Below are 25,758 nucleotides of genomic sequence, written 5' to 3' on the forward strand. Positions count from 1 at the left end.
GCATGTATGTTGCCGTCAAGGGCGGGGAAGCCGCCATTGCCAACGCGCACCGGCTTCTGGCCGACCGGCGCCGCGGCGATCGGTCGCTGCCTGCAATCACCATCGATCAGATCGTCGCGCAGCTGGCATTGGCCGTCGACCGGGTGATGGCCGAGGCTTCGCTCTACGACCGCGAACTGGCGGCGCTCGCCATCGCGCAGGCCCGCGGCGACATGATCGAGGCGATCTTCATCCTTCGGGCCTACCGCACCACGCTGCCGCGCCTCGGCACCTCGGAACCGCTCGACACGGCGGCGATGCAGATCGAGCGGCGTATCTCGGCGACCTACAAGGACCTGCCGGGCGGCCAGCTGCTAGGGCCGACCTTCGACTACACCCACCGCCTGCTGGATCCGGCTTTGCTGGCCGATGCGCCGGTGGATGAGCCGCTGCGCCGGGCCGCCGATACCGGACCGGTGACGCGCGTTTCCGAAATCCTGCGGGAAGAAGGCCTGATCGAGCCGGACGGCGAACTGCCGCCGGATCACGTCACCGCCGACCTGACCCGCGAACCGCTCGATTTCCCGATGACCCGCGACCTGCGGCTGCAGGCGCTGGCCCGCGGCGACGAGGGGTTCCTGCTGGCGCTCGGCTATTCGACGCAACGCGGTTACGGCCGCACCCATCCCTTCGCCGGCGAAATCCGCATCGGCGAGGTCGAGGTCGAGCTCGATGTGCCGGAGCTTGGTTTTGCCGTCTCGCTCGGCCGCATCCAGGTCACCGAATGCCAGATGGTCAACCAGTTCCATGGTTCCGCCAAGGCGCCGCCGCAGTTCACCCGCGGCTACGGCTTGGTCTTCGGCCAGAGCGAACGCAAGGCGATGGCCGTGGCGCTGGTCGACCGCGCGCTGCGCGCCGAGGAGCTGGGCGAAGATATCGTCGCGCCTGCCCAGGACGAGGAATTTGTGATTTCGCACTCCGACAACGTCCAGGCGACCGGCTTCGTCGAGCACCTCAAGCTGCCGCATTATGTCGACTTCCAGGCCGAGCTGGATCTGGTGCGGCGCATGCGGCGCGAATTCGAGGAAGCGCGAAGAGCGAGCATCAACCCCGAAGCGCCGCGCGAAGCTGCCGAATGACGGATGTCCGGACCGGCGCCGCGCCGGTCCGGACATCCCTTTCCGATATTCCGTTCCTCACCAAGGACAGTGTTTCATGATCCCGGACGTTTCGCAGGATAACGGTCTCGCCACCTATAACTTTGCCTATCTCGACGAGCAGACGAAACGGATGATCCGCCGTGCCATCCTCAAGGCGATCGCCATTCCCGGCTATCAGGTGCCTTTCGCCTCGCGGGAAATGCCGATGCCTTATGGCTGGGGCACCGGCGGCGTACAGGTGACGGCCGCCATCCTCGGCCCCGACGATGTGCTCAAGGTCATCGACCAGGGCGCCGACGACACCACCAACGCCGTTTCCATCCGCGCCTTCTTCCAGAAGGTCGCCAATGTCGCCGTTACCACACGGACGGTGGACGCAACGATCATCCAGACCCGCCACCGCATTCCCGAAGAAAAACTGTCGGCGGGCCAGGTGCTCGTCTACCAGGTGCCGATCCCCGAACCCTTGCGGTTCCTCGAGCCACGCGAGACGGAAACCCGCAAGATGCATGCGCTGGAAGAATATGGCCTGATGCATGTGAAGCTTTACGAGGACATCGCCCGCAACGGCCACATCGCCACCACCTATGCCTATCCGGTGAAGGTGCACCGCCGTTATGTGATGGACCCCTCGCCGACGCCGAAATTCGACAATCCGAAGATGCACATGTCGCCGGCCTTGCAGCTCTTCGGCGCCGGCCGCGAGAAACGCATCTATGCGGTGCCGCCCTTTACGGATGTCGTCAGCCTCGATTTCGAGGACCATCCCTTCGCCATCCAGCATTTCGACAAGCCGTGCGCGCTTTGCGGCGCCGACCATGTCTATCTCGACGAGGTGATCCTCGACGACAAGGGCGGCCGCATGTTCGTCTGTTCGGATACCGATTATTGCGAGGATCGCCGTGCCCACGGGCATGCCGGCGAGATGCTTGCCAAGGAAGCTGCAGAATGACCGACGCCCCGCTCCTGCGTGTTCACAACGTTTCGAAGTTCTACGGCAGCCGCATCGGATGCCGCGACGTGTCCTTCGATCTCTGGCCGGGCGAGGTCCTGGCCGTCGTCGGCGAGTCCGGTTCCGGCAAGAGCACGCTGCTCAACTGCCTGTCCACCCGGCTGCTGCCGACCACCGGCAGCATCGAATACCATATGCGCGACGGCAAATATCGCGACCTCTACCGCATGAGCGAGGCCGAACGCCGCTTCCTCATGCGCACCGACTGGGGTTTCGTGCACCAGAACCCGGCCGATGGCCTGCGCATGACCGTATCTGCCGGCGCAAACGTCGGCGAGCGGCTGATGGCGGTCGGCGGCCGGCATTACGGCAATATCCGCTCGACGGCCACCGACTGGCTCGGCCGGGTCGAAATCGGCGCCGACCGTATCGACGACCAGCCGCGCGCCTTTTCCGGCGGCATGCGGCAGCGGCTGCAGATCGCCCGCAACCTGGTCACCGGCCCGCGCCTTGTCTTCATGGACGAGCCGACCGGCGGCCTCGACGTATCCGTTCAGGCCCGCCTGCTCGACCTGGTGCGCAACCTCGTCAACGACCTCGGCCTTTCGGCGATCATCGTCACCCACGATCTCGCCGTGGCGCGCCTCCTGTCGCATCGCATGATGGTGATGAAGGACGGGCTGGTGATCGAACAGGGCCTGACCGACCGGGTGCTGGACGATCCGCGCCAGCCCTATACCCAGCTTCTCGTCTCCTCCATCCTGCAAGTCTGAGGCAACAAGGAAATCATCATGGCAACGCCGCTTGTCGTTTCGGAAGTCTTCAAGAGTTTCACCATGCACCTGCGCGACGGGCTGACCCTGCCCGTCGTCGCCAATGCCTCCTTCTCGGTCGCCAGCGGCGAATGCGTCGTGCTCGGTGGGCCATCGGGCGTGGGCAAAAGCTCGATCCTGAAAATGCTCTACGGCAATTACAGCGTCGATGCCGGGCAGATCCTCATCAAGCACAAGGACAAGGTCGTGGACGCCGCCTCGGCCGATCCCCGCATGGTGCTGGATATCCGGCGGCACACGCTGGGTTACGTCAGCCAGTTCCTGCGCACCGTGCCGCGTGTGGCGGCACTCGACGTCGTTGCCGAACCGCTGGTCTCGCGCGGCGAGGATTCCATCGAAGCCCGCCGCAAGGCCGGCCAGCTGCTGGAAGCCCTCAACCTGCCGAAGCCGCTCTGGCAATTGCCGCCGGCGACGTTTTCCGGCGGCGAGCAGCAGCGCGTCAACATCGCCCGCGGTTTCATCACCGATCATGCCGTCCTGCTGCTGGACGAACCCACGGCCTCGCTCGACGCGATGAACCGTGCCGTCGTCATCGAAATGATCCGGGAGAAGAAGAAGGCGGGCGTCGCTCTACTCGGCATCTTCCACGACGAGGAGGTGCGTGATGCGGTTGCCGACCGGATTATCGACGTCTCGCATTTTTCACCACGTCGGGCTGCCGCCTGATTTTTTGTGGCGGAGACCGGGTCTTGATGATAACGGCCCCTCCCCCCTCCCCGCCTGAAGGGGAGGGTGATTGACCCTTGCTGGCCCGCGTGGCCGAAGCAGGCTGTTGCGCTCCGCAGCCATGCCGCGTTATGAAATGTTTGCCCGGCGCTGAGGGAAGGAATTCCCATTCCTGTTCGAAGCGATTGGCAAGGCACAGAATGCCGAAGTTTATTTGGCACTTGCGGCGCTCCATCGGGCGCCCGATCTTGTGGAGCGAGATTTTTCATGGACCACGCCGTTTCCCGCCGCTTTGTTCTCCAATCCACGGCGCTGTTGCTCGCCTCGACGGCGCTGTCGTCGAAAGCCCTGGCGCAGGATGCGCCGGCCGGCGGGCGCCTGGTGGTTGCCGCCGATTCCGAGCCGAAGAGCCTCAATCCGGCCATCGTCGCATCCAACGGTGTCTTCTTCATCGCCAGCAAGGTGATCGAACCGCTGGCCGAAGCCTCCTTCGATGGCGAGAACGGCCTTGCGCCGCGGCTTGCTACCCATTGGGAAGGCTCCGAGGACGGTCTTTCCGTCACCTTCAAGCTCAGGGAAGGCGTGAAATGGCATGATGGCAAGCCTTTCACCTCCGCCGACGTCGCCTTCTCGGCACTGCAAATCTGGAAGCCGTTGCAGAATCTCGGCCGGATCGTCTTCGCCAATCTCGAAACGGTGGAAACGCCCGACGATCACACCGCCATCTTCCGTTTTTCCAAGCCGACGCCGCTGCAGCTGGTCCGCAACGCTTTGCCGGCCGTCACCAGCGTCGTCGCCAAGCATATCTTCGACGGCACCGATATCGCCAAGAATCCGGCCAACAACCAGCTCGTCGGTACCGGCCCGTTCAAGCTCGCGGAATACAAGCCCGGCGAATATTACCGGCTGGAGCGCAATCCCGATTATTGGGGCGAAGGCCAGCCGAAGCTTAACGAGGTGATCTACCGCGTGCTGCCGGACCGCGCCGCCGCCGGATCGGCGCTGGAAGCGGAAGAAATTCAGCTGGCGGCTTTCTCCGCCGTGCCGCTGGCTGATCTCGACCGCATTTCCAAGGTGCCGGGCATCAAGGTGGTGACGAAGGGATATGAGGCGCTGACCTATCAGCTGGTCGTCGAGATCAACCATCGCCGCAAGGAACTTGCCGATCTGAAGGTGCGGCGGGCGATCGCCCATGCGATCGACAAGAAATTCGTGGTCGATACCATCTTCCTCGGTTACGCCACCGCCTCGACCGGGCCGGTGCCGAAGAATGCTCCGGAATTTTACAGCGCCGATGTGCCGGCCTATGATTTCGATGTTGAGAAGGCCAACGCCCTGCTCGACGAGGCCGGATATCCGCGCGGCGCCGATGGCACCCGTTTTGCGCTGAAACTTCTGCCCGCGCCTTATTTCAACGAGACAAGGCAGTTCGGCGATTATCTGCGCCAGGCGCTGGCCGCGGTCGGCATCGATGCGGAATTGGTGAACAATGACGCGGCGGCGCACCAGAAGGCGGTTTATACCGACCATGCCTTCGACCTCGCCGTGGCGCCGCCGGTTTTTCGCGGCGATCCGGCGATCTCCACCACAATTCTGGTGCAATCGGGCATTCCCGCCGGCGTCGGTTTTTCCAACCAGGGCGGTTACGCCAGCGCGGAGATCGACGGTGTCATCGCCACGGCGGCACAGACCATCGATGCCAAGGCGAGGACGTTGCTCTATAATGACTTCCAGCGGCTCGTCGTCGAGGATCTGCCGTTGATCAATGTCGCCGAATGGGGCTTCATCACGGTGGCGCGCGATACGGTGCTCAACGTCGCCAACAATCCGCGATGGGCGGTGTCGAATTGGGCGGATACGGCCCTGCAGGCGTGACGGGTTTTCTGCCCGTTCTTATCCGGGAGTGACATCGGACATGAAGCGGGCCATGCTCTTGCTGAGACGTCGGGCGATCAGCAGCATTCCGGTGCTGCTGATCGTCATCGTCTTCACCTTCCTGCTCTTGGAATCCGCCTCCGGCGATGCCGTCGATGCCTATCTGGTGTCGATCGGCGGCGGCGATGCCGCGCTGGTGCAGTCGCTGCGGCAGTCCTACGGCCTCGACCAGGGCATGGCGACGCGGCTGTGGCTGTATTTTTCGGCGCTTTTGCGCTTCGATCTCGGCTGGTCGGTCGCCTTCGACCGGCCTGTGCTCGGGCTGATCCTCGAACGCCTGCCCAACACGCTGCTGTTGATGGGCAGCGCCACCGCCCTCTCTTTCTGTCTCGGCTCGCTGCTCGGCATCGTCGCCGGCGCCCGGCCGGACAGTTTTCGCGATCGCTTCCTGTCGATCGGTTCCCTCCTGCTTTACGCCATACCGGGCTTCTGGCTGGGGCTGGTGCTCGTCATCGTCTTTGCCGTCAACCTGCGCTGGCTGCCGACATCCGGCATCGAGACGATCGCCTCCGGCAAGCAGGGTCTTGCCCGCGCCATGGATATCGGCAAGCACCTGATCCTGCCGGTGAGTGCGCTCGGATTCATCTATCTGGCGCTGTTCCTTCGGGTGATGCGTGCCGGCATGGTGGAGACGTGGCGGATGGATTTCGTGCTGTTTGCCCGTTCCAAGGGGCTTTCGCGTCTGCGCATCGTGCTGCGGCATGTGGCGCGCAATGCACTGTTGCCGCTGGTGACGGTTCTCGGCCTGCAATCGGCGGCGATGCTGGGCGGCAGCGTGGTGATCGAAAGCGTCTTTGCCATCCCCGGTTTCGGCCGGCTGGCGCAGGAGGCCGTCAACGGCCGCGATGCGCCGCTGCTGATGGGCATCATCATCGTCAGCGCCGTCTCCGTCATTTTCGTCAATCTGGTCGTCGATATCGCCTATGCGTTTCTCGATCCGCGGGTGGGCGCTTCGGAGGCAGGGGCATGAGCTTTTTCACCCGCCTGCTTCGCTCGCCCGAAGGGGCGTTCGGGATGATTATCCTGGCTGCTCTGGTGCTGGTTGCGCTCCTGGCGCCGATCCTGTTTCCCGGCGATCCGTTGCGCATTGCCGGCCCGGCCCTGCTACCGCCGTTTTCCGATCCCGCCCTGCCGCTCGGGACCGACCGTCTCGGTCGCGACGTGCTCGCCGGCCTGATGCATGGTGCCCGCACCTCGCTGACGGTCGGCATCGCCGCTGCGCTGATGGCCATCGTGCTGGGTGCTCTTGTCGGGACCGCAGCCGGCTTTGCCGGCGGGCTCATCGACGAGGCGTTGATGCGGGTCGTCGACGCTTTCCAGATCGTCCCGAGTTTCCTTCTGGCTCTGGCGATCGTCAGCGTCGTCGGCCCGTCCCTGCCGGTGGTGATCGCCGCGATTGCGCTGGGTGCCTGGGCCGATCCGGCGCGGCTGACGCGGGCTCAGGTGCTCTCCATCCGCGAGCGCGATTACGTCGCGGCCGCAGAGGTCATCGGCATGCACCCGCTGGAAATCGCCCTGAAGCAGGTATTGCCCAATGCCCTGCCGCCGGTGCTCGCCCTGACGTCGGTGATCGTCGCCGCGGCGATCCTGACGGAAGCGGCCCTTTCCTTTCTCGGGCTCGGCGATCCCAATGTCGTCACCTGGGGATCGATGATCGCGGAAGGACGCAACGTCATCCGCTCGGCGGCCTTCCTGTCCATTGCCCCCGGCCTGGCGCTGGTCGTCACCGTCATCGGCGTCTATCTCTTCAGCGAGGCTTTGAGCCGGGTGATTGCTGGCGGGAGGGCGCGACCATGACCGATCTGCTTGCGACGATCCGCCGGTTATCCGTCGCTTATGGCGATGTCGATGCGGTGCGTGGCCTGAGTTTCGACATCAGGCTCGGCGAGCGGCTGGCGATCATCGGCGAAAGCGGTTCCGGCAAAAGCACGTTTGCACGAGCGATCGCCGGCCTGCTGCCGCCGCGGGCGAGCCTGTCGGGCGAAATGGACTGGCCTTGTTTCGGCAGGCCGCCCCTGCCCGGCCGCGATCTCGGCTTCGTGTTCCAGGATCCCGGCTCCAGCCTCAACCCGGTGCTGACGATCGGCGAACAGATTGCCGAAGGGGCGCGCCGTCACCTCGGCTACTCGGCCTCCGAAGCCTGGCAGCGGGCGCGCGAGCTTGCGGGGCGGGTTTACCTGCCGCAGCCGGACACGATCCTGAACGCCTTCCCGCATCAGCTTTCCGGTGGCCAGAAGCAACGGGTGGCGATTGCCGCCGCCATTTCCAGCCGCCCGAGGTTTCTGATCGCCGACGAGGTGACGAGCGCGCTCGACATGGTTGTGCAGGCGGAGATCGTCAGCCTGCTGCGCCGGCTTGTGGCGGAGGATGGCATGACGCTGCTGTTCATCACCCACGATATCGCGCTGGCATCGAGCTTCGCCGATCGCATCGTGGTTTTTCGCAACGGTGAACTGGTGGAGATCGGTGCCGCGAAGGCGGTCGTTTCGCGTCCGGCCGATGTCTATACGGCGGAGCTGATCGCTGGGCATATCGATTTCACCACGCCGCGCCTGGTCGAGGACATGCCGTGACGGAGCCGCTTCTGGAAATATCCGGCCTGAGCAAAACCTTCGTCAGCGGTGGCCGGCGCGTTTCGGCGGTGGAGAGCGTGTCGTTCGATATCCGGCCGGGCGAGACCGTTGGGCTGGTCGGCGGTTCCGGCAGCGGCAAGTCGACGCTGGCGCGGCTTCTTCTGCGCCTGACGCCGCCGGAGAGCGGTCGGATCCGTTTCGAAGGCAAGGATTGGCTCGACCTGTCCGGCAACGCCCTGCGCCGGGCGCGAGCGCGGCTGCAGATGGTTTTCCAGGATCCGCTGGCCGCCTTCAATCCGCGGGCGACGGTGGCGGATGTGCTGATGGACCCGCTTCGCATTCATGGAACTGTCGTTCCGGCCGCCCGGCCAAAGGAGGTCGAGCGCCTGCTGGAGCGTGTCGGGCTGCCTTCCGCGCTTGCCGAGCGCTCGGTTCTGGACGTCTCCGGCGGCCAGCGGCAGCGTGTCGCCATTGCCCGGGCGCTTGCCACCCGGCCGGCGCTGATCGTGCTGGATGAGGCGGTTTCGGCTCTCGATGTCTCGGTGCGCCGCAAGGTGCTGGAACTGCTGGTGGCGTTGCAGAAGGAGAACGGCCTCGCCTATCTCTTCATTTCCCACGACCTTGCGGTCGTTCGTGCCGTTTCCCATCGGGTTCTGGTGATGGATGCCGGGCGGATCGTCGAGGCGGCAACGGCAAGCCGAATCATCGAAGACCCGCAATCGGATGCGGCGAAAGCATTGGTGAGAGCCGTGCCGAAGCTCGAAAGTGAAAATGACGCGGCGACATAAGGGCCACGCCATGCGCCGGCCCCTCCCCTCTCGTCATTCTCCGGCAAGGGATGTTTGATCCCTCGCCGAAACCCTTCGCGGCTCAGGCAGGCAGCGGCGTTGCCGCCTGTGGCTGCCTGGGCTCGATCAACATCGAGATGACGGCGGCGAGCAGGCCGGTGACCCCGGCGATCAGGAAGGCGATTTCGTAATTTCCCTGGATCTCGCGCATGAAGCCGCCGAAGAAGGCGGCGCAGGCGGCGCCGACCTGGTGGCCGGCGACGATCCAGCCAAACACCAGCGGGCCGCTTCGGTCGCCGAAGGCCTCGTTGCTGAGACGCAGCGTCGGCGGCACGGTGGCGATCCAGTCGAGTCCGTAGAGAACCGCAAAGATCGTCAGGCTGGCGACGGAAAAGCCGGAATAAGGCAGGTACATCAGCGACAGCCCGCGGACGCCGTAATACACGAACAGCAGCTTGCGCGGATCGAAACGATCGGTCAGCCAGCCGGACAGCGTCGTGCCGATCAGGTCGAAAATGCCCATGAGCGCAAGGAGGCCGGCTGCCTGGACTTCCGGAATCCCCATGTCGCCGCAAAAGGCGATGAGATGGGTGCCGACGAGGCCGTTGGTGGTAAAACCGCAGACGAAAAACGTGGCGAACAGATACCAGAAGACGCGGGTGCGGGCGGCCTTGCCGAGCGTCGAAAGCGTGTTGAGCAGGAAATTGCCGGTCGCCGGCGCTGGCGACACCTCGTCGGCATCGGCGCCGTAGCGCGTCAGGCCGATGGAGGCGGGACGTTCCGGCACCAGAAGATAGACGAGCGGCAGCAGCGCTGCGGCCGCAATGGCGACGGCGATGGCGACCGGGCGCCAGCCGCCCGACTGGGCGAGCATGGCGAGTACGGGCAGGAAGACGAGCAGGCCGGTAGCACTGCTCGCCGACATCAGGCCCATGACCAGGCCACGATTGGTCTTGAACCAGCGGTTGACGATGGTCGCGCCGAGAACGGTCGCCACGGCACCGGTGCCGATGCCGGACATGATGCCCCAGGTGGCGATCAGTTGCCATGGTTGCGTCATACCGAGGCTGAGCAGCGTCGAGCCGGACATCAGGAGCAAGGCGCCCATCAATGTCCGGCGCAAGCCGAAGCGCTCCATGAAGGCGGCGGCGAAGGGTCCGGCAAGACCATAAAGAAAGATGCCGATGGCGGCGGCGGAAGAAATGGTGTCGCGACGCCAGCCGAAGGCTTCCTCCAGCGGCAACATCATCACCGACGGCGCCGAGCGCAGGCCGGAGGAGATGAGAAGCGCCAGGAAAATAACGCCGACGACAACGAAGGCATATCGCTGGCCGAACGGGCGAGTTCTTGCTATTGTCATGTGACCAACCGGTACGTATCTAGAGGATGTGAATTAGTACGTACCAGTCAGTAACATGTCAAGAGGGTCCTGATGGTTGACGCAGAGTCCATCGATGCCGCATCCGATAGCAAACGGGCCGACGCGCCGCAGGCACCGCGTGCCGTCGACAAGATTCTGGGCGTTGCGCGGGAGCTGTTTTATCGGAAGGGCATTCGTGCCATCGGTGTCGACGAGATCGTCCGCCGGGCCGGTGTGACGAAACCCAGCCTCTATCGCAGCTTCTCCTCCAAGGACGAACTGGCGGCGACCTATCTGGAGAATTACGAGCGGGAGTTCTGGAAGCGTTTCGAGGAAGCGGTCGCCGCTCATCCCGGTGACGCGCGTGCACAAATCATCGCCTACATGACGGGGGTTGCCGCCCGGGCCTTGAAGCAGGACCATCGGGGTTGCGGCCTGTCGAACGCCGCGGTGGAATATCCCGAGATCGACCACCCTGCCCGGCGGGTCAGCGAAGCCAACAAGCGCCAGTTGAGGAAACGGTTTCGCGAGAAGGCCGCCGAGATGGGGGCGGCCGATGCCGACGCCCTTGGAGACGGCTTGTTGTTGCTGTTTGAAGGCACCCATATATCCGGCCAGCTTTTCAGGGACGATGGCCCCGCCGTCTCATTGGCAGCGAATACGGAGCGGCTGATCGATTCGTTCCTGCGCTGAGGCGCGCTTCAGCGTTTACATGCTGTTTTCCGAGCCATGACAGGGAGTTTCCTGGGTAAAAGTGCCGCAAAAGGTCCGAAAACCTGGCCAAAATCCTAAATTCCTTGTCACTCTGGCAGAATCGGGCGATAGTGACGATAATTTCCTTCTAATTGGAAAATATCGTCACCGAGGCCTTCGGAAGAAATGAACGTTACACCTGCCATAACGCAACCGGAACTGAGTTTTGCGGATATCATTCTCGATCAGGGAAGCGAGATTTCCAGCAAGCTCGACATGCTGCGCATCGAAAAGTTTCCGCCGAATGCTCAGAAGACGCTGCGGCAGTTTTCGCTGTCGGAAGTCGCGGATTTTGTCGGCGTGTCGCAAAGCTATCTGAAGAAGCTGCATCTGCAGGGCAAGAGCGTCGAGCCCCTCACCTCCCCGACCGGGCGTCGTTATTACACCGCCCAGCAGATGAACGAGCTGCGGCAATATCTCGACCGCGTGCCGCATCGCCGCAACGGCGAGAAGCTGCAGGTGATTGCCGTCGTCAATTTCAAGGGCGGTTCCGGCAAGACGACCACGGCAGCCCACCTTGCCCAGCATCTGGCGCTGAAGGGGTTTCGCGTCCTGGCGATCGACCTCGACCCGCAGGCATCGCTGACGGCGCTCTACGGTATCCAGCCGGAGCTTGACGGCAACCCTTCGCTCTATGAATCGCTGCGTTACGACGACAAGCGGCGTCCGATTTCGGATGTGATCCGCTCGACCAACTTCCCTGATCTCGACATCGTTCCGGCCAATCTCGAATTGCAGGAATACGAATACGATACGCCGATCGCGATGCAGAGCAAGGAATCGACGGCGGGCAAAACCTTCTACACGCGCATCGGCGATGCACTGGACGAAGTCGATGCGGATTACGATGTCGTTGTCGTCGATTGCCCGCCGCAGCTCGGCTACCTCACCCTCACCGCTTTGACTGCTGCGACCTCGGTGCTGATCACCGTCCATCCGCAGATGCTCGACATCATGTCGATGAGCCAGTTTCTGCTGATGCTGGGCGATATCCTCAAGAGCGTCGAGGGCGTCGGCGTCAAGGTGTCGCTCGACTGGTTCCGCTACCTGATCACCCGCTATGAGCCGATGGATATTCCGCAGCAGCAGATGGTCGGCTTTATGCAGTCGATGTTTGCCAAGCAGATGCTGAAGAACCAGATGGTGAAGTCGACGGCCATTTCGGATGCAGGCTTGACGAAACAGACATTGTACGAGGTTGAGCGCTCGCAATTCACGCCGTCCACCTATGATCGCGCCCGGGAATCGCTCGATGCGGTGAATTCGGAGATTATCGAACTGATGATCAAGGCATGGGGGCGGTGATGATGACGTTGTCAGCCGTACATTCGGCCTTTTTTCGATGCCAATTCAATTGCTTGCTGCAAATTAGGGGGGAATGAGATGGCCCGCAAGGATGTTCTTCTCGGCATTACCCAGGCAGACAGCAACCGCACCGGCCGTCAGGCGACGCCGGGTTATGCCTCGCGTGGCGCCTCCCGATCGATGATCAATTCGCTGGGTGAGCTTGCGGAGAAGGCGGCGCGGGCCGACCAGCTGCTGGAAGGCGAGGTCGTGCAGGAACTGGATGCCGCACTGATCGAGGCCTCCTTCGTCTCCGACCGCATGGATGAGGACGATGAGGCGTTTCAGGAACTGGTGGCGGCAATCGAAAGTCGTGGCCAGGACAGCCCCGTCCTGTTGCGGCCGCACCCGACAGGCGGCGGGCGTTACCAGGTCGTTTTCGGTCATCGGCGCGTGCGTGCGGCGCGCCAGCTCGGCCGGCCCGTTCGGGCGGTGGTCAAGGAGATCGACGACCGCGACCACGTCATCGCCCAGGGCCAGGAAAATTCGGCGCGTGAAAACCTGTCCTTCATCGAACGTGCCAGCTTTGCGCAAAAACTCCTCGACCTCGGTTACGATCGCCCGACCATCCAGTCGGCGCTGGCCGTCGATGCGCCGATGCTGACCCGCATGCTGTCCGTCTCGGGCCGGGTTCCCGCCGCCTTGCTGCAGGCCATTGGTGCCGCCAAAAGTGTCGGCCGTGATCGCTGGCTTGAGCTGACCCAGCTGGTCGAGAAACCGTCAAACCTCGACAAGGCGCTTGGTTTCGTCACGACGGCGGAATTTCTCGCGGCAAAGGCTGAGGATCGTTTCGAGCTGTTGCTCAACCATATCAAGCGGGGGCAACGCGGCAGCAAGCGTAGCGCCCCTGCGGCAAACACCTGGGCACCGGCGGACAAATCCGTCAGCGCCGAGTTCAAGAACACCGGCAAGGCGTTCTCTTTGTCTTTGAAGGCGAAGGATGCCGGCCGATTCGGCCAGTTTCTCTCCAGCAATCTGGACAGGCTTTATCAGCAGTTCAGGCAGGAAGAGGAGAGCGGCAGCATGAAACAAGGAGACTGAACCGCAAAAGAAAAAGGTCCCCGAACCGACGAAGCGGATCCGAGAACCTCTCTCGATGTAGCAATCTGAGAATCCCATTTCCGCGAATCGTAGTCAAGTGTTTTCAGCGTCTTTTCGGCGAACGAATTTCTTTTGCCTTCTTTGAAGGTGAAGAATGATGAATGGGCAATATGTAACGACGCCTTTCGGGCGGCGAGCGATCTCGTTTGGCATGCTGGCGCATCAGCTGCAGGCACGTGACATCGATCCCGAGCAGCGCGTGGAAAAATGGAAACTGTTTCGGGCTCTCTGCGAGGCCCGGCAGCATTTCGGCGTGTCTGACAGGGCACTCGCCGTCCTGAACGCGCTCTTGAGTTTTTATCCGAAGACCGAGATCTCCGAAGAAAACGGCCTGGTGGTGTTTCCATCCAATGCGCAGCTTTCGGTGCGGGCTCACGGCATCGCGCCGGCGACGCTTCGCCGTCATCTTGCTGCTCTGGTCGATGCCGGCCTGCTGATCCGCAAGGATAGTCCCAACGGCAAGCGATATGCCAGGAAGGGCGATGCCGGGCAGGTCGAGCAGGCTTTTGGCTTCAGCCTTGCACCATTGCTGACGCGGGCCGACGAGATCGAGGCGGTCGCCGCACAGGTCGTCGCCGACAGGCAGGCGCTTCGCAGCATGCGCGAGCAGGTTTCCTTGTGCCGTAGAGATATCGCCAAGCTCATCGAAGCCGCGATGGAAGAAGCGATGCCAGGGGATTGGGACGGTCTTTATCTGCGCTTCCGGGAGATCGTCGGCCGATTGCCGAAGGTTCCGGATCTTCGAGATCTCGCGCCGATCCTGAAGGACTTTAGAAATCTGCGGGCTGACATCGTCAACCGGATGGAATCTTTGGTAAAATCAAAAAAACAGAGCGCCAATGAGTCTCAAATTGAGCAGCACATACAGAATTCAAACCCAAACCATCCTACTGAACTTGAACTCGCTTTGAAAACAAAGCAGGAAGCGATCCGGAGGGTTTATCCGACTGAGGACGGAAGCAGCTTGAAAACATTTCCATTGGCGATGGTGCTGCAGGCCTGCCCGGAGATCGGCGCTTATGGCCCCGGCGGAGCGGTTGGCAACTGGCGGGATCTGATGGCGGCGGCCGTCACCGTGCGGTCGATGCTGGGCGTCAGTCCGGGCGCGTACCAGCAAGCCTGCGAGACGATGGGGCCGGAAAATGCGGCGACGGTGATTGCGTGTATTCTGGAGAGGGCCGGGCAGATCAATTCGGCGGGCGGCTATTTGAGGGATTTAACGCGCCGGGCGGAGCAGGGGGAGTTTTCGCTCGGGCCGATGCTGATGGCGCTGATCAGGACGAATACAGGCAGAACGCAGAAAGCGGGTTGATGCGCGAACCGGCAGGAGCGCGCATCAACGAAGCGGATTGGTGTTCTTCTGGCGCATGGGCGCGCCGGACTGGACAGATGAAACAGGTTTTTCCAATGCGATGCTCGCAACCCGGATCAATAGCAGGCCATGCCGCACGTGGTGTCACGCTGCTCCACGGCCGGAAACAACGCGTGGAGCTTGCGGTGCGGCAGGACGGACGCCTGATAGGCGACGGGCTTTGTGCCCGGCTTCCGGTGCAGGCGATCGGCGCTGGAATACAAAAACGTCTTGAATTCCGTTGGGCTCATTCCGTCGGCGCGGGCGACGGACAAGATCAAAGGATCGTTCAAGACCTCGGAGAGAGTGAGGTCCCCATGAAATTGCGACATGACGGTTCTCCTTCATCGCTTGAAGGCCCACGACACCGGTGCGGTGGAGACGAGGACCGAAACTTGACAGAACTGGCTAAGAGTGTTACCGGTAAGTAACATCCTGATAGTTACCGACCGGTCACACTCATGTCAATACGTACGACGCACAAAAATCAAGAACACAAAGATCCTGGCGAATTTGAGGATGTCGCAGGGGAGGAAAAGCTCCGACCGCGGGAAAGGATCGTTTCCGCCGCCTGTGAATTGTTCCGCACGCATGGTATCCGTGGCATCGGTGTCGATGCGATCGCTGATGCCGCCGGCACCAACAAGATGACGCTGTATCGTCATTTCGGATCGAAGGACGATCTGATCTGCGAGGTTTTGCGCTCGACGTCGCGCAAGGCGGCGCGTGTCTGGGACGAGCTGGAAGCCAGCTATCCCGACAATCCGAAGGCGCAGCTCAGGGGATGGATTGCCGCGCGCGCAAAATGCCTCGAATATGAGCCCTACGGTTGCGACCTTGCCAATGCTGCCATCGAGCTGAAGGAGCAGGGGCATCCGGCGCATTCCGTCATTGAAGAATTCAAGCTACAGCAACGGCAGCGGCTGGCGGATTTGTGCAGCAGGGCCGGCATGAAGCAGGCCGATCTTTTGGCCGATATGCTGTCGATGTTGCTGGAAGGCGCGCGTGTCAGCCGTCAGGCCATGGGCGGGGAGGGGCCATCGACCCAATTCGCCAAGGCGTGCGAGACAACCATCTCGTCGCTTGAGCATCAGCATTAGCGTTTGTTATTTTTATGACAAAACGTCACCCTTTTTGAGGGAAGAGCTCTCGATTTCTACTTTTTGAATAGGTATTGTCGGGAGTGAACGGATCGGCTGCTATACATTGGTGGTTTGAACCGGATTCCTGCAAATTGGAGTGGCGGCGTTGACCGTGGCCAAAAATGCAAAGCCGCGAATCTGCCTTCTCGGGCGGCCGAAACTGCTCGAAAACGGGCAGGAAATCCCTTTGCCGGAAAAATCCTATCTGTTGTTGGGGCTTCTTGCCGTGTCCCAGGGGCTGGAGACCGACAGGGAAACCGTCCGGAGCCTGTTATGGCGCTCCGAAACGCCGGAGCGGCGGGCGGGCAGCCTGCGGCAACTTTTGTCGCGCATCGACCAAAGCGTGCCGACAGATGTGCCGCCTTTGCTGAAGACGACGCGGACCAGCCTGGCGTTGAATGACGATGCCTGGGATGTTGACCTGCTTTTGCTGCTTCGGGCCGATGATCTGCCGAAATCGCAGTGGGTGCTTTTCGAAGGCGACCTTCTGGAACTGTCGCAGACACCCACGCATGGCGCCGAGGAATGGCTGACATTCGAGCGGCAGCAACTCGCTGATTGCCGGGTGCGGTTGTTGTCGCGCATGCTGGAAGAGGATGGCGAGTGGGAGGACGACGACCTGCTGTTTCTCGCCGAACGGCTGCTGGATATCGATCCGGCGCACGAAATCGCCCACCGGACGCTGATGTCCGTCTACGCCCGCAAGGGCGACATGTCCGGCGCCCGGAAAGCCTACCTGCGCTGCAAGGCGCGTCTACGCGAGGATTTCGATACGGAACCGGAAGAGAAGACGGTCGGCCTGGCCCTTGAACTCGGCATCGTGCAGCCCGCCAGTGCGGCCGGCGTGGCATCGCCGCTTTCGCTCCCGGTATCGGCCTCCAGTTCCGCCGGCGAGCCGCGCATCGTCATTCTTCCGCCGGAATCGATCCTCTCCGATCCGCTGATGATGCGGGTTGGTCGCGCCTTGCTCGAGGAGGTGACCATCGGCCTCAGCCAGCAGCGCGGTTTCAAGATCATCGCCGCCCATACGAGCTTCGAGTTGGTGAGCCGGGCGATCGAGCCGGTGCAGTTTGCCGCGACGTCGGACGATCTGAAATTCGATTATTCGATCTATGTCACGGTGCGGGGAGCGGGTGAGGACGTGCTTGCCACCTGTCGTCTGACACGGCTTTCCGATGCCAGTGTGCTCTGGGCAATCGACCTGCCGCTGACGCTGCAGAGGATCAACGATTCCTTCTCGCATCTTGCCCGGCGCATCGTCACATCGTTGACCGATACGATCGAAAGTTCGGAACTTTCGAAACCCGTGGCCGATACCACGCCGACCGCCTATCGACTGTATCTCGAAGGCAAGCGGTTGTTGTCCGGAACCGATCTGCAATTGCTGCGCAAGGCCCGCAAACTTTTCCAGGCTTCATTGCAGCGCTGCGACAGCTTTGCGCCGGCGCATGCCGGCATATCGCGCAGCCTGTCGCTTGAATGGCTGGTGCGGTTCATGCGGGCCAGGGAATTGCTGGACAAGGCCAAGGAAGCGGCGGTGCTGGCGCGGCGGACCGATCCCAACAACGGCCGTGTCTTTCGCGAGCTGGGTTTTATCGCGCTTTACCAGCGGCGGTTCGAAGAAAGCCTCGATTTCTTCCAGCAGGCGAGGGAACTCAGCCCCAACGATGCCGACATTCTGGCGGATTATGCCGATGCCCTGTCCCACGATGGCCAGCTCGACGCAGCCCTTTCCCTGAGCATCGCCGCCTTCCGCCTGAACCCGCTACCCTCAGATCATTATTACTGGCAGCTGGGCGGCATCTATTTCGTCCAGGAAAACTACGAAAAGGCGCTGGAGGTCATGGAACCGGTGCGGTCGCGACCGGCAACGGCCCGTCTGCTCGCCGCAATCTATGCGATGATCGGCGATCTGCCGCAGGCCAGGCATCATGCTTCGGTCGTGCTCGAGAACTTCCCGGATTTCCGCACCGAGCACCTCTGGCATTTCGTTCCCGACCGGCAACCGGATCACACCAGGCTGCTCATTCGCGGGCTCAATATTGCAGGCCTGCAATAACATAGTCTTTTCAATATATTAGATCGCGTGTCACGGTCGAATGACGCTTGTCGTGGTGAATTTCTCCCGCCCGCAGCGATGCTGCATTCCAACGTGGAGACACCTCATGAAGACCAATGAGACGACTGCGAATTCCGTTCGGCTTTCCGCTGCCGCGCAGGCGGCCCTGAAGCAGGAGAGCTTGAGCGTCGAAACCAACGCCACGTCGAACATCGTTCACGCCGTTCGTTTCCGGTAAACTGCCATGATGCAAATGTCTGCCTCGTCGTCACTGGATCTGCTTGTGGACGATCTCGGACGCTCATCGACGGGTTTCAACGCCTATCATGATCGTTCGGTGACGCCGGGGCGGACGTTTGCGTCCATCAAGCCGTTTTTTCCCGCATTGGGCATCACCAGGGTCGGCCTGCTGACCGGGCTGGATGTGCTCGATATTCCCGTTGCCTTTGCCACGCGCCCGAACAGCCACACATTGTCGGTGTTCCAGGGCAAGGGGATAGACAATGACGCGGCGTTGGCCTCCGCGGCCATGGAGGCCGTCGAAACGCGCATAGCGGAAATCGTCCCCGACGATCTGCACCTGAAAACCGTGGACGCTATGCGTTCCTCCGGCCGGTCGATGATCGACCTGGCGTCGGTGGCGCGCTGCGTTCCCGACGAGATCACCAGGGCGCCGCTGCCCTGGTGCCGCGGCTATGACCTCATGTCCGGCCAGGGCGTGGATGTGCCGTGGTGGCTCGTCGGCCTCGATCATCGCGGCACGCGTCCCGCCGGTTTCGAGCAATCGAGCGATGGCCTTGCATCCGGCAACCGGCCGGCTGAGGCGGTTCTGCACGGCCTCTGCGAACTGGTGGAGCGTGACGCCTGGGCATTGACGCAGCTGCGGCCCTGGGAGTGGCTGCAGCATGCGCGCATCGATCCCGCCAGCCTGAACGATCCCGTCGTCGATATTCTGCGCGCCCGCATTGCCAGGGCGGGCATGGAGCTGTTGCTGCTCGACATGACCACGGATATCGGTGTTCCGGCGTTCCTGGCGGTGATCATCCCCGGCGCCATGGCGGCCCGGTTCGATGCCCGGTGGACACAGGTTTGCGGCGGCTGCGGCTGCCATCCCGATCCGGTGCGCGCCGCCTTGCGTGCCATCACCGAAGCGGCCCAGAGCCGTTTGACGGCGATCGCCGGCAGCCGCGACGATTTTTCGCCACGGCTTTATCAGCGCCTCGACGGCGACCAGTCGATGGCTCAGCTTGTGTCGCTCAAGGATTGCTCTTCACGGCCGTTTCCGCCTGCGGCTGTCGAGCGCCGGCCGGAAACGGTACAGGCGACGATCCGCCGGATCGTCGATCGGCTTGAGGAAAAGGGGATAGGGCAGGTCGTCGCCGTACCGCTGTCTTCCCCGGATTTTCCCGTTTCGGTGGTTCGGGTGATCGTGCCCGGGCTGGAAGTCGAGATCGTCGGTGACAATATTCAGCTTGGTTTGCGTGCCGTCGCGGCGCTACGGGAGCGAAGAACATGAAGGTCCTTTTTGCCGGCCCGAGCCTGAGCGGTGAAATCAGTACCTTGAAACGGAAATTTCCGGGGCTGGATATCCGCCCGCCCGCCGCCTGCGGCGACATCTTGCGTGCCGTGCGCGACGGCGCCAAGGCGATCGGATTGATCGACGGATATTTTGGCGATCTCCCGTCGGTCTGGCACAAGGAAATTCTCTTTGCCCTGCACAATGGCGTTGCCGTTGCCGGCGGAGCGAGCATGGGCGCCTTGCGCGCCGCTGAATGTGCGCCATTCGGCATGGTCGGCCTGGGGTCGATCTATGAGGATTATGCCAATTATCGATTGATGGACGACGAGGCCGTGGCGCTCGTCCACGGGCCGAGCGAACTCGGCTGGCTGCCCTTGTCCGTGCCGTGGGTGGATTTCGAAGCGACGATCGCAGCCGCGCATGCCTCAGGATCGATCAGTGCCGGGGAACGCAAGAAGTTGCTCCTCGCCGGGCGTTTCCTGCATTTTTCGAACCGGACCTATGTCGCTGTCGTGAAGGATTGCGTCTTCGGGGGGAGCGGAGAGCGGATCCTCGCTTCGCTGCGGGAAAACAAGGTAGAGCGAAAACGCGCCGACGCCCATGCCGTGCTGACCTGGCTGGCCCAGTGCACGACGAATTTCAGGCCCTCCGGCTGGACCTTTATGGCGACATCGCATTGGGATATTCTGCATGCCGAAATATGCGACGAAGCCGGCTTGAGCAGTGACACGCGCGCGGCCTGACGACGGCTGTAACGCTGGAATAACGGTGGAAAGCGGAAAGTGTCAGCAAGCGTTCGGTCGAGCGTGACGCCGACACCACATTCAGCTTAAAGGGGCCGTGAATGCTCAAGATGGACGCAGACCACCAGAGCGATGCTTATGCCCGCATCTTTCGCCTTCTGTCCGCCGCCAAGGATGAAGCCAAGGCGCTGAAGTTGCCGCATCTGGTCCACTTGACCGACATGGCGTTGCTGCAACTCGTTCTGGATTGGGAGGGTGTCGATCTGGAAACGGCTCCGGACCATATTGTGCAGACACTGGTCAGGCAAAAGGCAAAACTCGCCAACACGACCGTCTCGGCGAAGATCAAGATCCTTCATCCCGCCCCCGAAGCGAGGGCGGAGTCAAAGGAAGGAACCGGCTGACAGACAATGATCAGCCTTTCGCTTCGGCCGCGACCGTCTCGGTCGAGGCAATTTCCTGAACGAGTTTCAGGATCTTCGTGCGGATGGCCTCGTTCTTGATCGAGAGAAATGCGGAATTGAGCAAAAGCCCCTGACGGGAAACGACGAACTCTTCCTTGACGGACTCGTTGTTGTTGGCGGCCTGGCCTTCCATTTCATCGAAGAACGAGCGGACGTCGATGTTCATCGCGCCGGCAATCTCCACCAGGCGGCTGGCGCTGACGCGGTTGGAACCTTTTTCGTATTTCTGGATCTGCTGGAAGGTAACGCCGATGCGGTCACCCAGTTCGGATTGCGAGATGCCGCTGATCATTCTCTGGTTGCGGATCTTTTTCCCGACCTGGACATCGACGGCATGTGGTTGGCTTTTCACGGAAATGCTCTCCTTGACGTTATTATAGGCTTCTGCTGAAGCAAACGATCATAGTCATATGCCTGCGCAACCATTAGCCGAGTTTCATATACGAATCAACGGCAGCGTGGCGGCGCGCCTGCGATCGGGCGCAAATCCAGACCTTCGGACGGTCTTCACTAAGGGAATTTTACGACATTCGCTAGGTCCGGGACAATCGATTTTCAAAAATATGAAATTTCATAAGCACTTGGCTACAACCTGGCAATAATCGCAGGCTGTGCCGACCTGTCGCAGGGCGACTGGAACGTCCGTCTCGAAACAGGACATGGCTTGAATGCAGGCCTGTGCCGTAAATTGACAAAAGGCCAAAATGAAACGCCGCCTTCGATAGAAGGCGGCGCTTTAATATGCATTTGCATATTTTACTTCATGGTCGGGATGACGAATTCTGCGCCATCCTTGACACCCGACGGCCAGCGCGAGGTGACGGTCTTCGTCTTGGTGTAGAAGCGGAATGCATCCGGGCCGTGCTGGTTCAGGTCACCGAATCCCGACGCTTTCCAGCCGCCGAAAGTGTAGTAGGCGATCGGAACCGGTATCGGCACGTTGATGCCGACCATGCCGACCTGGACGCGGCTGGCGAAATCACGGGCCGCATCGCCGTCGCGGGTGAAGATCGCGACGCCGTTGCCGTATTCATGTTCGTTCGGCAGGCGCAGGGCATCTTCATAGGTATCGGCGCGGACGATGCTGAGCACTGGCCCGAAGATTTCTTCCTTGTAGATGCGCATGTCCGGCGTGACATGATCGAACAGGCAGCCGCCCATGTAGAAGCCGTTTTCGTAACCCTGCATCGTGAAGCCGCGGCCGTCGACGACGAGTTTCGCGCCTTCCTCGACGCCGAGATCGACATAACCCTTGATGCGCTCGAGAGCCTGTTTGGTGACGACCGGGCCGTAATCGGCGCTCGAATCCGTCGATGGGCCGACCTTGAGGCTTTCGACGCGCGGGATAAGGCGCTCGACCAGGCGCTCGGCCGTATCCTTGCCGATCGGCACGGCAACGGAGATCGCCATGCAGCGTTCGCCGGCGGAGCCGTAACCGGCGCCGATCAGGGCGTCGACGGTCTGGTCCATGTCGGCATCGGGCATGATCAGCATGTGGTTCTTGGCGCCGCCGAAGCATTGCGCCCGCTTGCCGTTGGCGGAAGCGCGGCCGTAGATGTACTGGGCGATCGGCGTCGAGCCGACGAAACCGACGGCCTTGATATCGGGATCGTCGAGCAGCGTGTCGACGGCCAGCTTGTCGCCGTTGACGACGTTGAAGATGCCCGCCGGCAGGCCGGCTTCGATGAACAGTTCGGCAAGACGCATCGGCACGCCCGGATCGCGCTCCGACGGCTTCAGGATGAAGGCATTGCCGCTGACGATGGCCGGGCCGGCTTTCCACAGCGGGATCATCGCCGGGAAGTTGAACGGTGTGATGCCGGCGACAACGCCGAGTGGCTGGCGCATGGAATAGGTATCGATGCCGCTGCCGGCGTTGTCGGTGAATTCACCCTTGAGCATGTGGGCGGCGCCAAGGCAGACTTCGACGACTTCGAGGCCGCGCTGGATATCGCCCTTGGCGTCGAGGATGGTCTTGCCGTGCTCGCGGGCGAGCAACTCGGCAAGCGAGTCATATTCGGCTTCGACGAGTTCGAGAAACTTACGCATGACGCGAACGCGGCGCTGCGGGTTGGTGGCGGCCCAGGCGGGCTGCGCAGCCTTGGCGTTTTCCACGGCAGCGCGGACTTCCGCGGCCGTTGCCAGCGCAACGGTGCCCTGAACCGTTCCGTCCATCGGCTGGTAGATTTCCGTCGTGCGGCCGCTGGTGCCGGCAACATGCTTGCCGCCGATAAAGTGTCCGACCTGGCGCATGGATACGTGCCTCCCTTTTTGATGTCGTTTGAAGATGGTGCACTTATCATCGCTTTACAAAATGGATATTGCAAGAGAAGCAGAAGCGTATCCGTTGTGCGTATATTGAAGTAGCTGGAAGGACGAAAATGAATTGGGACGACGTGCGGGTCTTTCTGGCGGTGGCGCGGGCGGGGCAAATTCTCGCCGCCTCGAAACGCCTTGGGCTGAATCATGCCACGGTGGCACGGCGGGTGACGGCGCTGGAGGACGCACTCAAGACCAAGCTGCTGACCCGTCGCACCAATGGCTGCGAACTGACCCATGCGGGAGAAGAATTCCTGCTGGCGGCAGAGCGGATGGAAGCGGAGATGCTGTCGGCGCGCTCGACGCTCGGCGATGAAGACGTTGCCATTGCCGGTTCCGTGCGCATCGGTGCACCCGACGGTTTCGGCGTGACGTTCCTCGCGCCCCGGCTTTCGAGCCTGACGGCCCGTTATCCCGATCTGAAGATCCAACTGGTGCCCGTGCCGCGCTCCTTTTCCCTGTCGCGGCGCGAGGCCGATATCGCCATCACGGTCGACCTGCCGGATCAGGGGCGCCTGGTCGCCAAGAAGCTGGTGGAATACAGCCTCGGCCTGTATGCCAGCCGGGACTATCTGCAGCAGAACGGATCGCCGGCAACGATCGAGGGCTTGTCACAGCATCGGCTGGTCGGATATGTCGACGACCTGGTAATCAGCCCGTCGCTGAATTATGCCCCCGAACTCAGCCGCGACTGGCGGCCGGCATTCGAGATTTCCAGCGCGCTCGGCCAGGTCGAGGCGGTGAGGGCAGGGGCGGGCATCGGCATCCTGCATGCCTTCATTGCACGTAGATATCAGGAACTGGTCGAAGTCCTGCCCGAGCGCATCATCCGCCGCTCCTACTGGCTGTCCTATCATGAATCGGTGCGTACGCTGCGGCGCATCAATGTCGTGGCGAATTTCATCTCCGAGACCGTCCACCAGCACGCCGAGCAGTTTTCGTAACGCAGCCGTGATCCGTCGCGGCTTGATCGGTGCAAGATGGAACACCATCTGCCTTCCGTCATGTCATCAGGAGGAAAACCATGTCAGCCGCGGCAGAAAAGGTCACCCGTCTTCCGGGACCGGACCATCCCATCACTATAACACACGCCAAGGATCGCGTCGTCGTGACACTGGCGGGAGAGGCGATTGCCGACAGCAGGGAGGCGCTCTTTCTGACGGAAGCCGCTTATCCAGGCGTCTATTACATTCCGCGCAAAGACGTGAATATGGCGCTTCTGCAGCGAACCGGGCACGGCACCTATTGCCCCTACAAGGGTGATGCGTCGTATTACAGCATCCATATCGGGCGAAAGACAGCGGACAATGCGGTGTGGAGCTATGAAATGCCCTACGCGGCCGTCGAAGAGATCAAGGATTGCCTGGCTTTTTACCCGGACCGGGTCGATAGCATCGAAATTCTGCCGGACCGCTGAAGGGGCAAGGCTACGCACGTCGCTTCTTCCTGCCGTCATGCCGGATATAGGCATAACTCAGGGCCGCGATGGTCACCATGCAGGGGATGATCGTGCCGAAGGCGATCAACGGCATGCCGATCAGCGCTGCGGCCACGCCGGCCAGAAAACCGCTGCCCATCTGGATGAAGCCCATCATCGCCGAGGCCGAACCGGCGATCTTGGGAAAGGGGTAGAGCGCCGTCGTCGTCAAGTGCGGCATCAGGAAGGCGATACCGGAACTCAGGAAGGCGGCGGGCAGCATGATCGACAGATAGGAGGGGGCAACGACCCTTGCTGAGAGCACCATCATCAGCCCGGCCGTGACGATGAGGCCGAGCCCGACCTCGACGCAGCGATCACCGCCCAGTCGTGGTGCGGAATACCGCAGGGCGATCGAGCCGAAAAAATAGGCGCCGGTTTGCATCAGCATGCCCAGGCCGAAGGCTGTCGGTGACAGGCCGACGATCTTGATCAGGATGAACGGCAGCATGGTTGCCAGCGCATACAAGGCGCCGATGGAACCGCCGAGAACCAGCGACCTGGCGATAAACTTTTTGTCGGTGGCGAGCACAGCATAAGCGGAGAGGAGCGAACCTGGCCTGGCCCGGGAGCGATCCGGCACCGTGGTTTCCCGCATGAAGACGAACACCGAGAGACAGACCAGCAGGCCGAAGCCGATCAGCAGGAAAAAGATCGACTGCCATCCGAAAGCCGCCAAAGAAAGCCCGCCCAGAGTGGGCGCCGTGGCCGGACCGATGGCAAGCATGATGCCGATCAGGTTCATGATCCGCGAGGCTTCCGTCCCGGTGAACTGGTCGCGCACGATGGCGCGGGCGACCGTGATGCCGACGGAAGCGCCGACGCCCTGGATCAGCCGGCCGGCCAGCAGCCATTCGACGCCGGGCGCAAAGGCGGCCATCAGGCTGCCGAGCACATAGACGCCGACGAAGAACAGAGTGGCGCTGCGCCGCCCGAAGGCATCCGACATCGGTCCCGACAGCAGTTGCGCAATCGAAAACCCGCCGAAATAGACCGACAGGGTCATCTTGATCACGGAGTCCGAGGTCGTGAAGGCGGTGACCAGCTCCGGCATGGCCGGCGTGTAGATCGCCATGGAGATCGGGCCGAGCGTGGCAAGTAAGGCTCCGAGGATGCTGGTCCTGCGTTCGCTCATGCGGGAGGCTGTCGTGGACAATTGCTTCAATTCGCTGACGGCTGATGAACTGGATGCATGCTTGCGAACGCATGCGGATGATCCCTCATAAACCAATCGCCCGGC

The 25,758-nt window shown here is 61.9% G+C and carries 26 protein-coding genes; 21 read left to right on the forward strand and 5 right to left on the reverse strand.

Annotated features, from left to right (window positions below; all coding sequences use genetic code 11):
- Positions 1-2 precede the first annotated feature (2 nt).
- The 9 genes from DEM27_RS27555 (at position 3) to DEM27_RS27595 (ending at position 8,886) form a co-directional block, all read left to right on the forward strand.
- Positions 3-1,118, forward strand: coding sequence for a carbon-phosphorus lyase complex subunit (locus DEM27_RS27555; RefSeq protein WP_109461464.1), 1,116 nt, complete (start codon positions 3-5; stop codon positions 1,116-1,118).
- A 76-nt stretch (positions 1,119-1,194) separates the two neighbouring features.
- Entirely contained in the window at positions 1,195-2,091 is an 897-nt protein-coding gene (locus DEM27_RS27560) for an alpha-D-ribose 1-methylphosphonate 5-phosphate C-P-lyase PhnJ (protein WP_109461465.1), read from the forward strand.
- Positions 2,088-2,864 carry a phosphonate C-P lyase system protein PhnK gene (gene phnK, locus DEM27_RS27565; protein ID WP_109461466.1) on the forward strand — a complete coding sequence of 259 codons (777 nt, stop codon included), beginning with the start codon at positions 2,088-2,090 and terminating at the stop codon, positions 2,862-2,864. Before DEM27_RS27560 ends, phnK begins: the two co-directional genes overlap by 4 nt.
- Before the next feature lie 18 nt (positions 2,865-2,882).
- Positions 2,883-3,590: a phosphonate C-P lyase system protein PhnL gene (gene phnL / locus DEM27_RS27570; RefSeq protein ID WP_109461467.1), complete on the forward strand. Its 708-nt coding sequence runs from the start codon at positions 2,883-2,885 to the stop codon at positions 3,588-3,590.
- 267 nt (positions 3,591-3,857) lie between these two features.
- Positions 3,858-5,465 (forward strand): ABC transporter substrate-binding protein, encoded by a 1,608-nt coding sequence (locus DEM27_RS27575; RefSeq protein WP_109461468.1) that lies wholly within the window; start codon positions 3,858-3,860, stop codon positions 5,463-5,465.
- 40 nt (positions 5,466-5,505) lie between these two features.
- Positions 5,506-6,495: an ABC transporter permease gene (locus DEM27_RS27580; RefSeq protein WP_109461469.1), complete on the forward strand. Its 990-nt coding sequence runs from the start codon at positions 5,506-5,508 to the stop codon at positions 6,493-6,495.
- Positions 6,492-7,322 carry an ABC transporter permease gene (locus tag DEM27_RS27585; RefSeq protein ID WP_109461470.1) on the forward strand — a complete coding sequence of 277 codons (831 nt, stop codon included), beginning with the start codon at positions 6,492-6,494 and terminating at the stop codon, positions 7,320-7,322. Before DEM27_RS27580 ends, DEM27_RS27585 begins: the two co-directional genes overlap by 4 nt.
- A complete protein-coding gene (locus DEM27_RS27590; RefSeq protein WP_109461471.1) occupies positions 7,319-8,098 on the forward strand; it encodes an ABC transporter ATP-binding protein in 780 nt (259 codons plus the stop codon). The genes DEM27_RS27585 and DEM27_RS27590 overlap by 4 nt, the downstream gene beginning before the upstream one ends.
- Positions 8,095-8,886: an ABC transporter ATP-binding protein gene (locus DEM27_RS27595; RefSeq protein ID WP_109461472.1), complete on the forward strand. Its 792-nt coding sequence runs from the start codon at positions 8,095-8,097 to the stop codon at positions 8,884-8,886. Before DEM27_RS27590 ends, DEM27_RS27595 begins: the two co-directional genes overlap by 4 nt.
- Positions 8,887-8,968: 82 nt before the next feature.
- Here the strand turns inward: DEM27_RS27595 and DEM27_RS27600 are convergent, their stop codons facing one another.
- Positions 8,969-10,246: an MFS transporter gene (locus DEM27_RS27600; RefSeq protein ID WP_109461473.1), complete on the reverse strand. Its 1,278-nt coding sequence runs from the start codon at positions 10,244-10,246 to the stop codon at positions 8,969-8,971.
- A gap of 72 nt (positions 10,247-10,318) precedes the next feature.
- Here DEM27_RS27600 and DEM27_RS27605 point away from each other — a divergent pair, with 72 nt between their 5' ends.
- The 4 genes from DEM27_RS27605 (at position 10,319) to repC (ending at position 14,756) form a co-directional block, all read left to right on the forward strand.
- On the forward strand, positions 10,319-10,939 hold the full coding sequence (locus DEM27_RS27605) for a TetR/AcrR family transcriptional regulator (protein WP_109461474.1): 621 nt from the start codon (positions 10,319-10,321) through the stop codon (positions 10,937-10,939).
- A 186-nt stretch (positions 10,940-11,125) separates the two neighbouring features.
- Positions 11,126-12,304 (forward strand): plasmid partitioning protein RepA, encoded by a 1,179-nt coding sequence (repA, locus tag DEM27_RS27610; RefSeq protein WP_109461475.1) that lies wholly within the window; start codon positions 11,126-11,128, stop codon positions 12,302-12,304.
- 78 nt (positions 12,305-12,382) lie between these two features.
- Positions 12,383-13,384: a plasmid partitioning protein RepB gene (gene repB / locus DEM27_RS27615; protein WP_109461476.1), complete on the forward strand. Its 1,002-nt coding sequence runs from the start codon at positions 12,383-12,385 to the stop codon at positions 13,382-13,384.
- Positions 13,385-13,541: 157 nt separating this feature from the next.
- Positions 13,542-14,756: a plasmid replication protein RepC gene (repC, locus tag DEM27_RS27620; RefSeq protein WP_109461514.1), complete on the forward strand. Its 1,215-nt coding sequence runs from the start codon at positions 13,542-13,544 to the stop codon at positions 14,754-14,756.
- A 116-nt stretch (positions 14,757-14,872) separates the two neighbouring features.
- On the opposite strand, the gene DEM27_RS27625 is transcribed toward repC, so the two are convergent.
- A complete protein-coding gene (locus tag DEM27_RS27625; protein WP_109461477.1) occupies positions 14,873-15,127 on the reverse strand; it encodes a hypothetical protein in 255 nt (84 codons plus the stop codon).
- A 129-nt stretch (positions 15,128-15,256) separates the two neighbouring features.
- Between DEM27_RS27625 and DEM27_RS27630 the strand changes: the two genes are divergently transcribed.
- The 6 genes from DEM27_RS27630 (at position 15,257) to DEM27_RS27650 (ending at position 20,662) form a co-directional block, all read left to right on the forward strand.
- Positions 15,257-15,895 carry a TetR/AcrR family transcriptional regulator gene (locus DEM27_RS27630; RefSeq protein WP_109461478.1) on the forward strand — a complete coding sequence of 213 codons (639 nt, stop codon included), beginning with the start codon at positions 15,257-15,259 and terminating at the stop codon, positions 15,893-15,895.
- Between the two features lie 154 nt (positions 15,896-16,049).
- The gene (locus DEM27_RS27635; RefSeq protein ID WP_245446162.1) at positions 16,050-17,996 is read left to right on the forward strand and encodes an AfsR/SARP family transcriptional regulator; all 1,947 of its coding nucleotides are present in this window, start codon (positions 16,050-16,052) and stop codon (positions 17,994-17,996) included.
- A gap of 106 nt (positions 17,997-18,102) precedes the next feature.
- Entirely contained in the window at positions 18,103-18,234 is a 132-nt protein-coding gene (locus DEM27_RS35005) for a hypothetical protein (RefSeq protein ID WP_280954539.1), read from the forward strand.
- Positions 18,235-18,249: 15 nt separating this feature from the next.
- Entirely contained in the window at positions 18,250-19,512 is a 1,263-nt protein-coding gene (locus tag DEM27_RS27640) for a YcaO-like family protein (protein WP_109461516.1), read from the forward strand.
- Positions 19,509-20,258 (forward strand): TfuA-like protein, encoded by a 750-nt coding sequence (locus DEM27_RS27645; protein ID WP_109461479.1) that lies wholly within the window; start codon positions 19,509-19,511, stop codon positions 20,256-20,258. Before DEM27_RS27640 ends, DEM27_RS27645 begins: the two co-directional genes overlap by 4 nt.
- Positions 20,259-20,359: 101 nt before the next feature.
- Positions 20,360-20,662 (forward strand): hypothetical protein, encoded by a 303-nt coding sequence (locus DEM27_RS27650; protein ID WP_245446163.1) that lies wholly within the window; start codon positions 20,360-20,362, stop codon positions 20,660-20,662.
- A 10-nt stretch (positions 20,663-20,672) separates the two neighbouring features.
- Here DEM27_RS27650 and DEM27_RS27655 read toward each other — a convergent pair whose 3' ends face one another.
- Positions 20,673-21,074 (reverse strand): helix-turn-helix domain-containing protein, encoded by a 402-nt coding sequence (locus tag DEM27_RS27655; protein WP_109461480.1) that lies wholly within the window; start codon positions 21,072-21,074, stop codon positions 20,673-20,675.
- Positions 21,075-21,478: 404 nt separating this feature from the next.
- Entirely contained in the window at positions 21,479-22,975 is a 1,497-nt protein-coding gene (locus tag DEM27_RS27660; protein WP_109461481.1) for a CoA-acylating methylmalonate-semialdehyde dehydrogenase, read from the reverse strand.
- 128 nt (positions 22,976-23,103) lie between these two features.
- On the opposite strand from DEM27_RS27660, the gene DEM27_RS27665 reads away from it, so the two are divergent.
- Positions 23,104-23,985: a LysR family transcriptional regulator gene (locus tag DEM27_RS27665; protein WP_109461482.1), complete on the forward strand. Its 882-nt coding sequence runs from the start codon at positions 23,104-23,106 to the stop codon at positions 23,983-23,985.
- Between the two features lie 80 nt (positions 23,986-24,065).
- A complete protein-coding gene (locus DEM27_RS27670) occupies positions 24,066-24,458 on the forward strand; it encodes a DUF427 domain-containing protein (RefSeq protein ID WP_109461483.1) in 393 nt (130 codons plus the stop codon).
- A 10-nt stretch (positions 24,459-24,468) separates the two neighbouring features.
- Here DEM27_RS27670 and DEM27_RS27675 read toward each other — a convergent pair whose 3' ends face one another.
- Positions 24,469-25,653 (reverse strand): multidrug effflux MFS transporter, encoded by a 1,185-nt coding sequence (locus tag DEM27_RS27675; protein ID WP_109461484.1) that lies wholly within the window; start codon positions 25,651-25,653, stop codon positions 24,469-24,471.
- Positions 25,654-25,758: the final 105 nt, after the last annotated feature.

The sequence above is a fragment of the Rhizobium album genome (assembly GCF_003122325.1).
Lineage (GTDB): Bacteria > Pseudomonadota > Alphaproteobacteria > Rhizobiales > Rhizobiaceae > Metarhizobium > Metarhizobium album.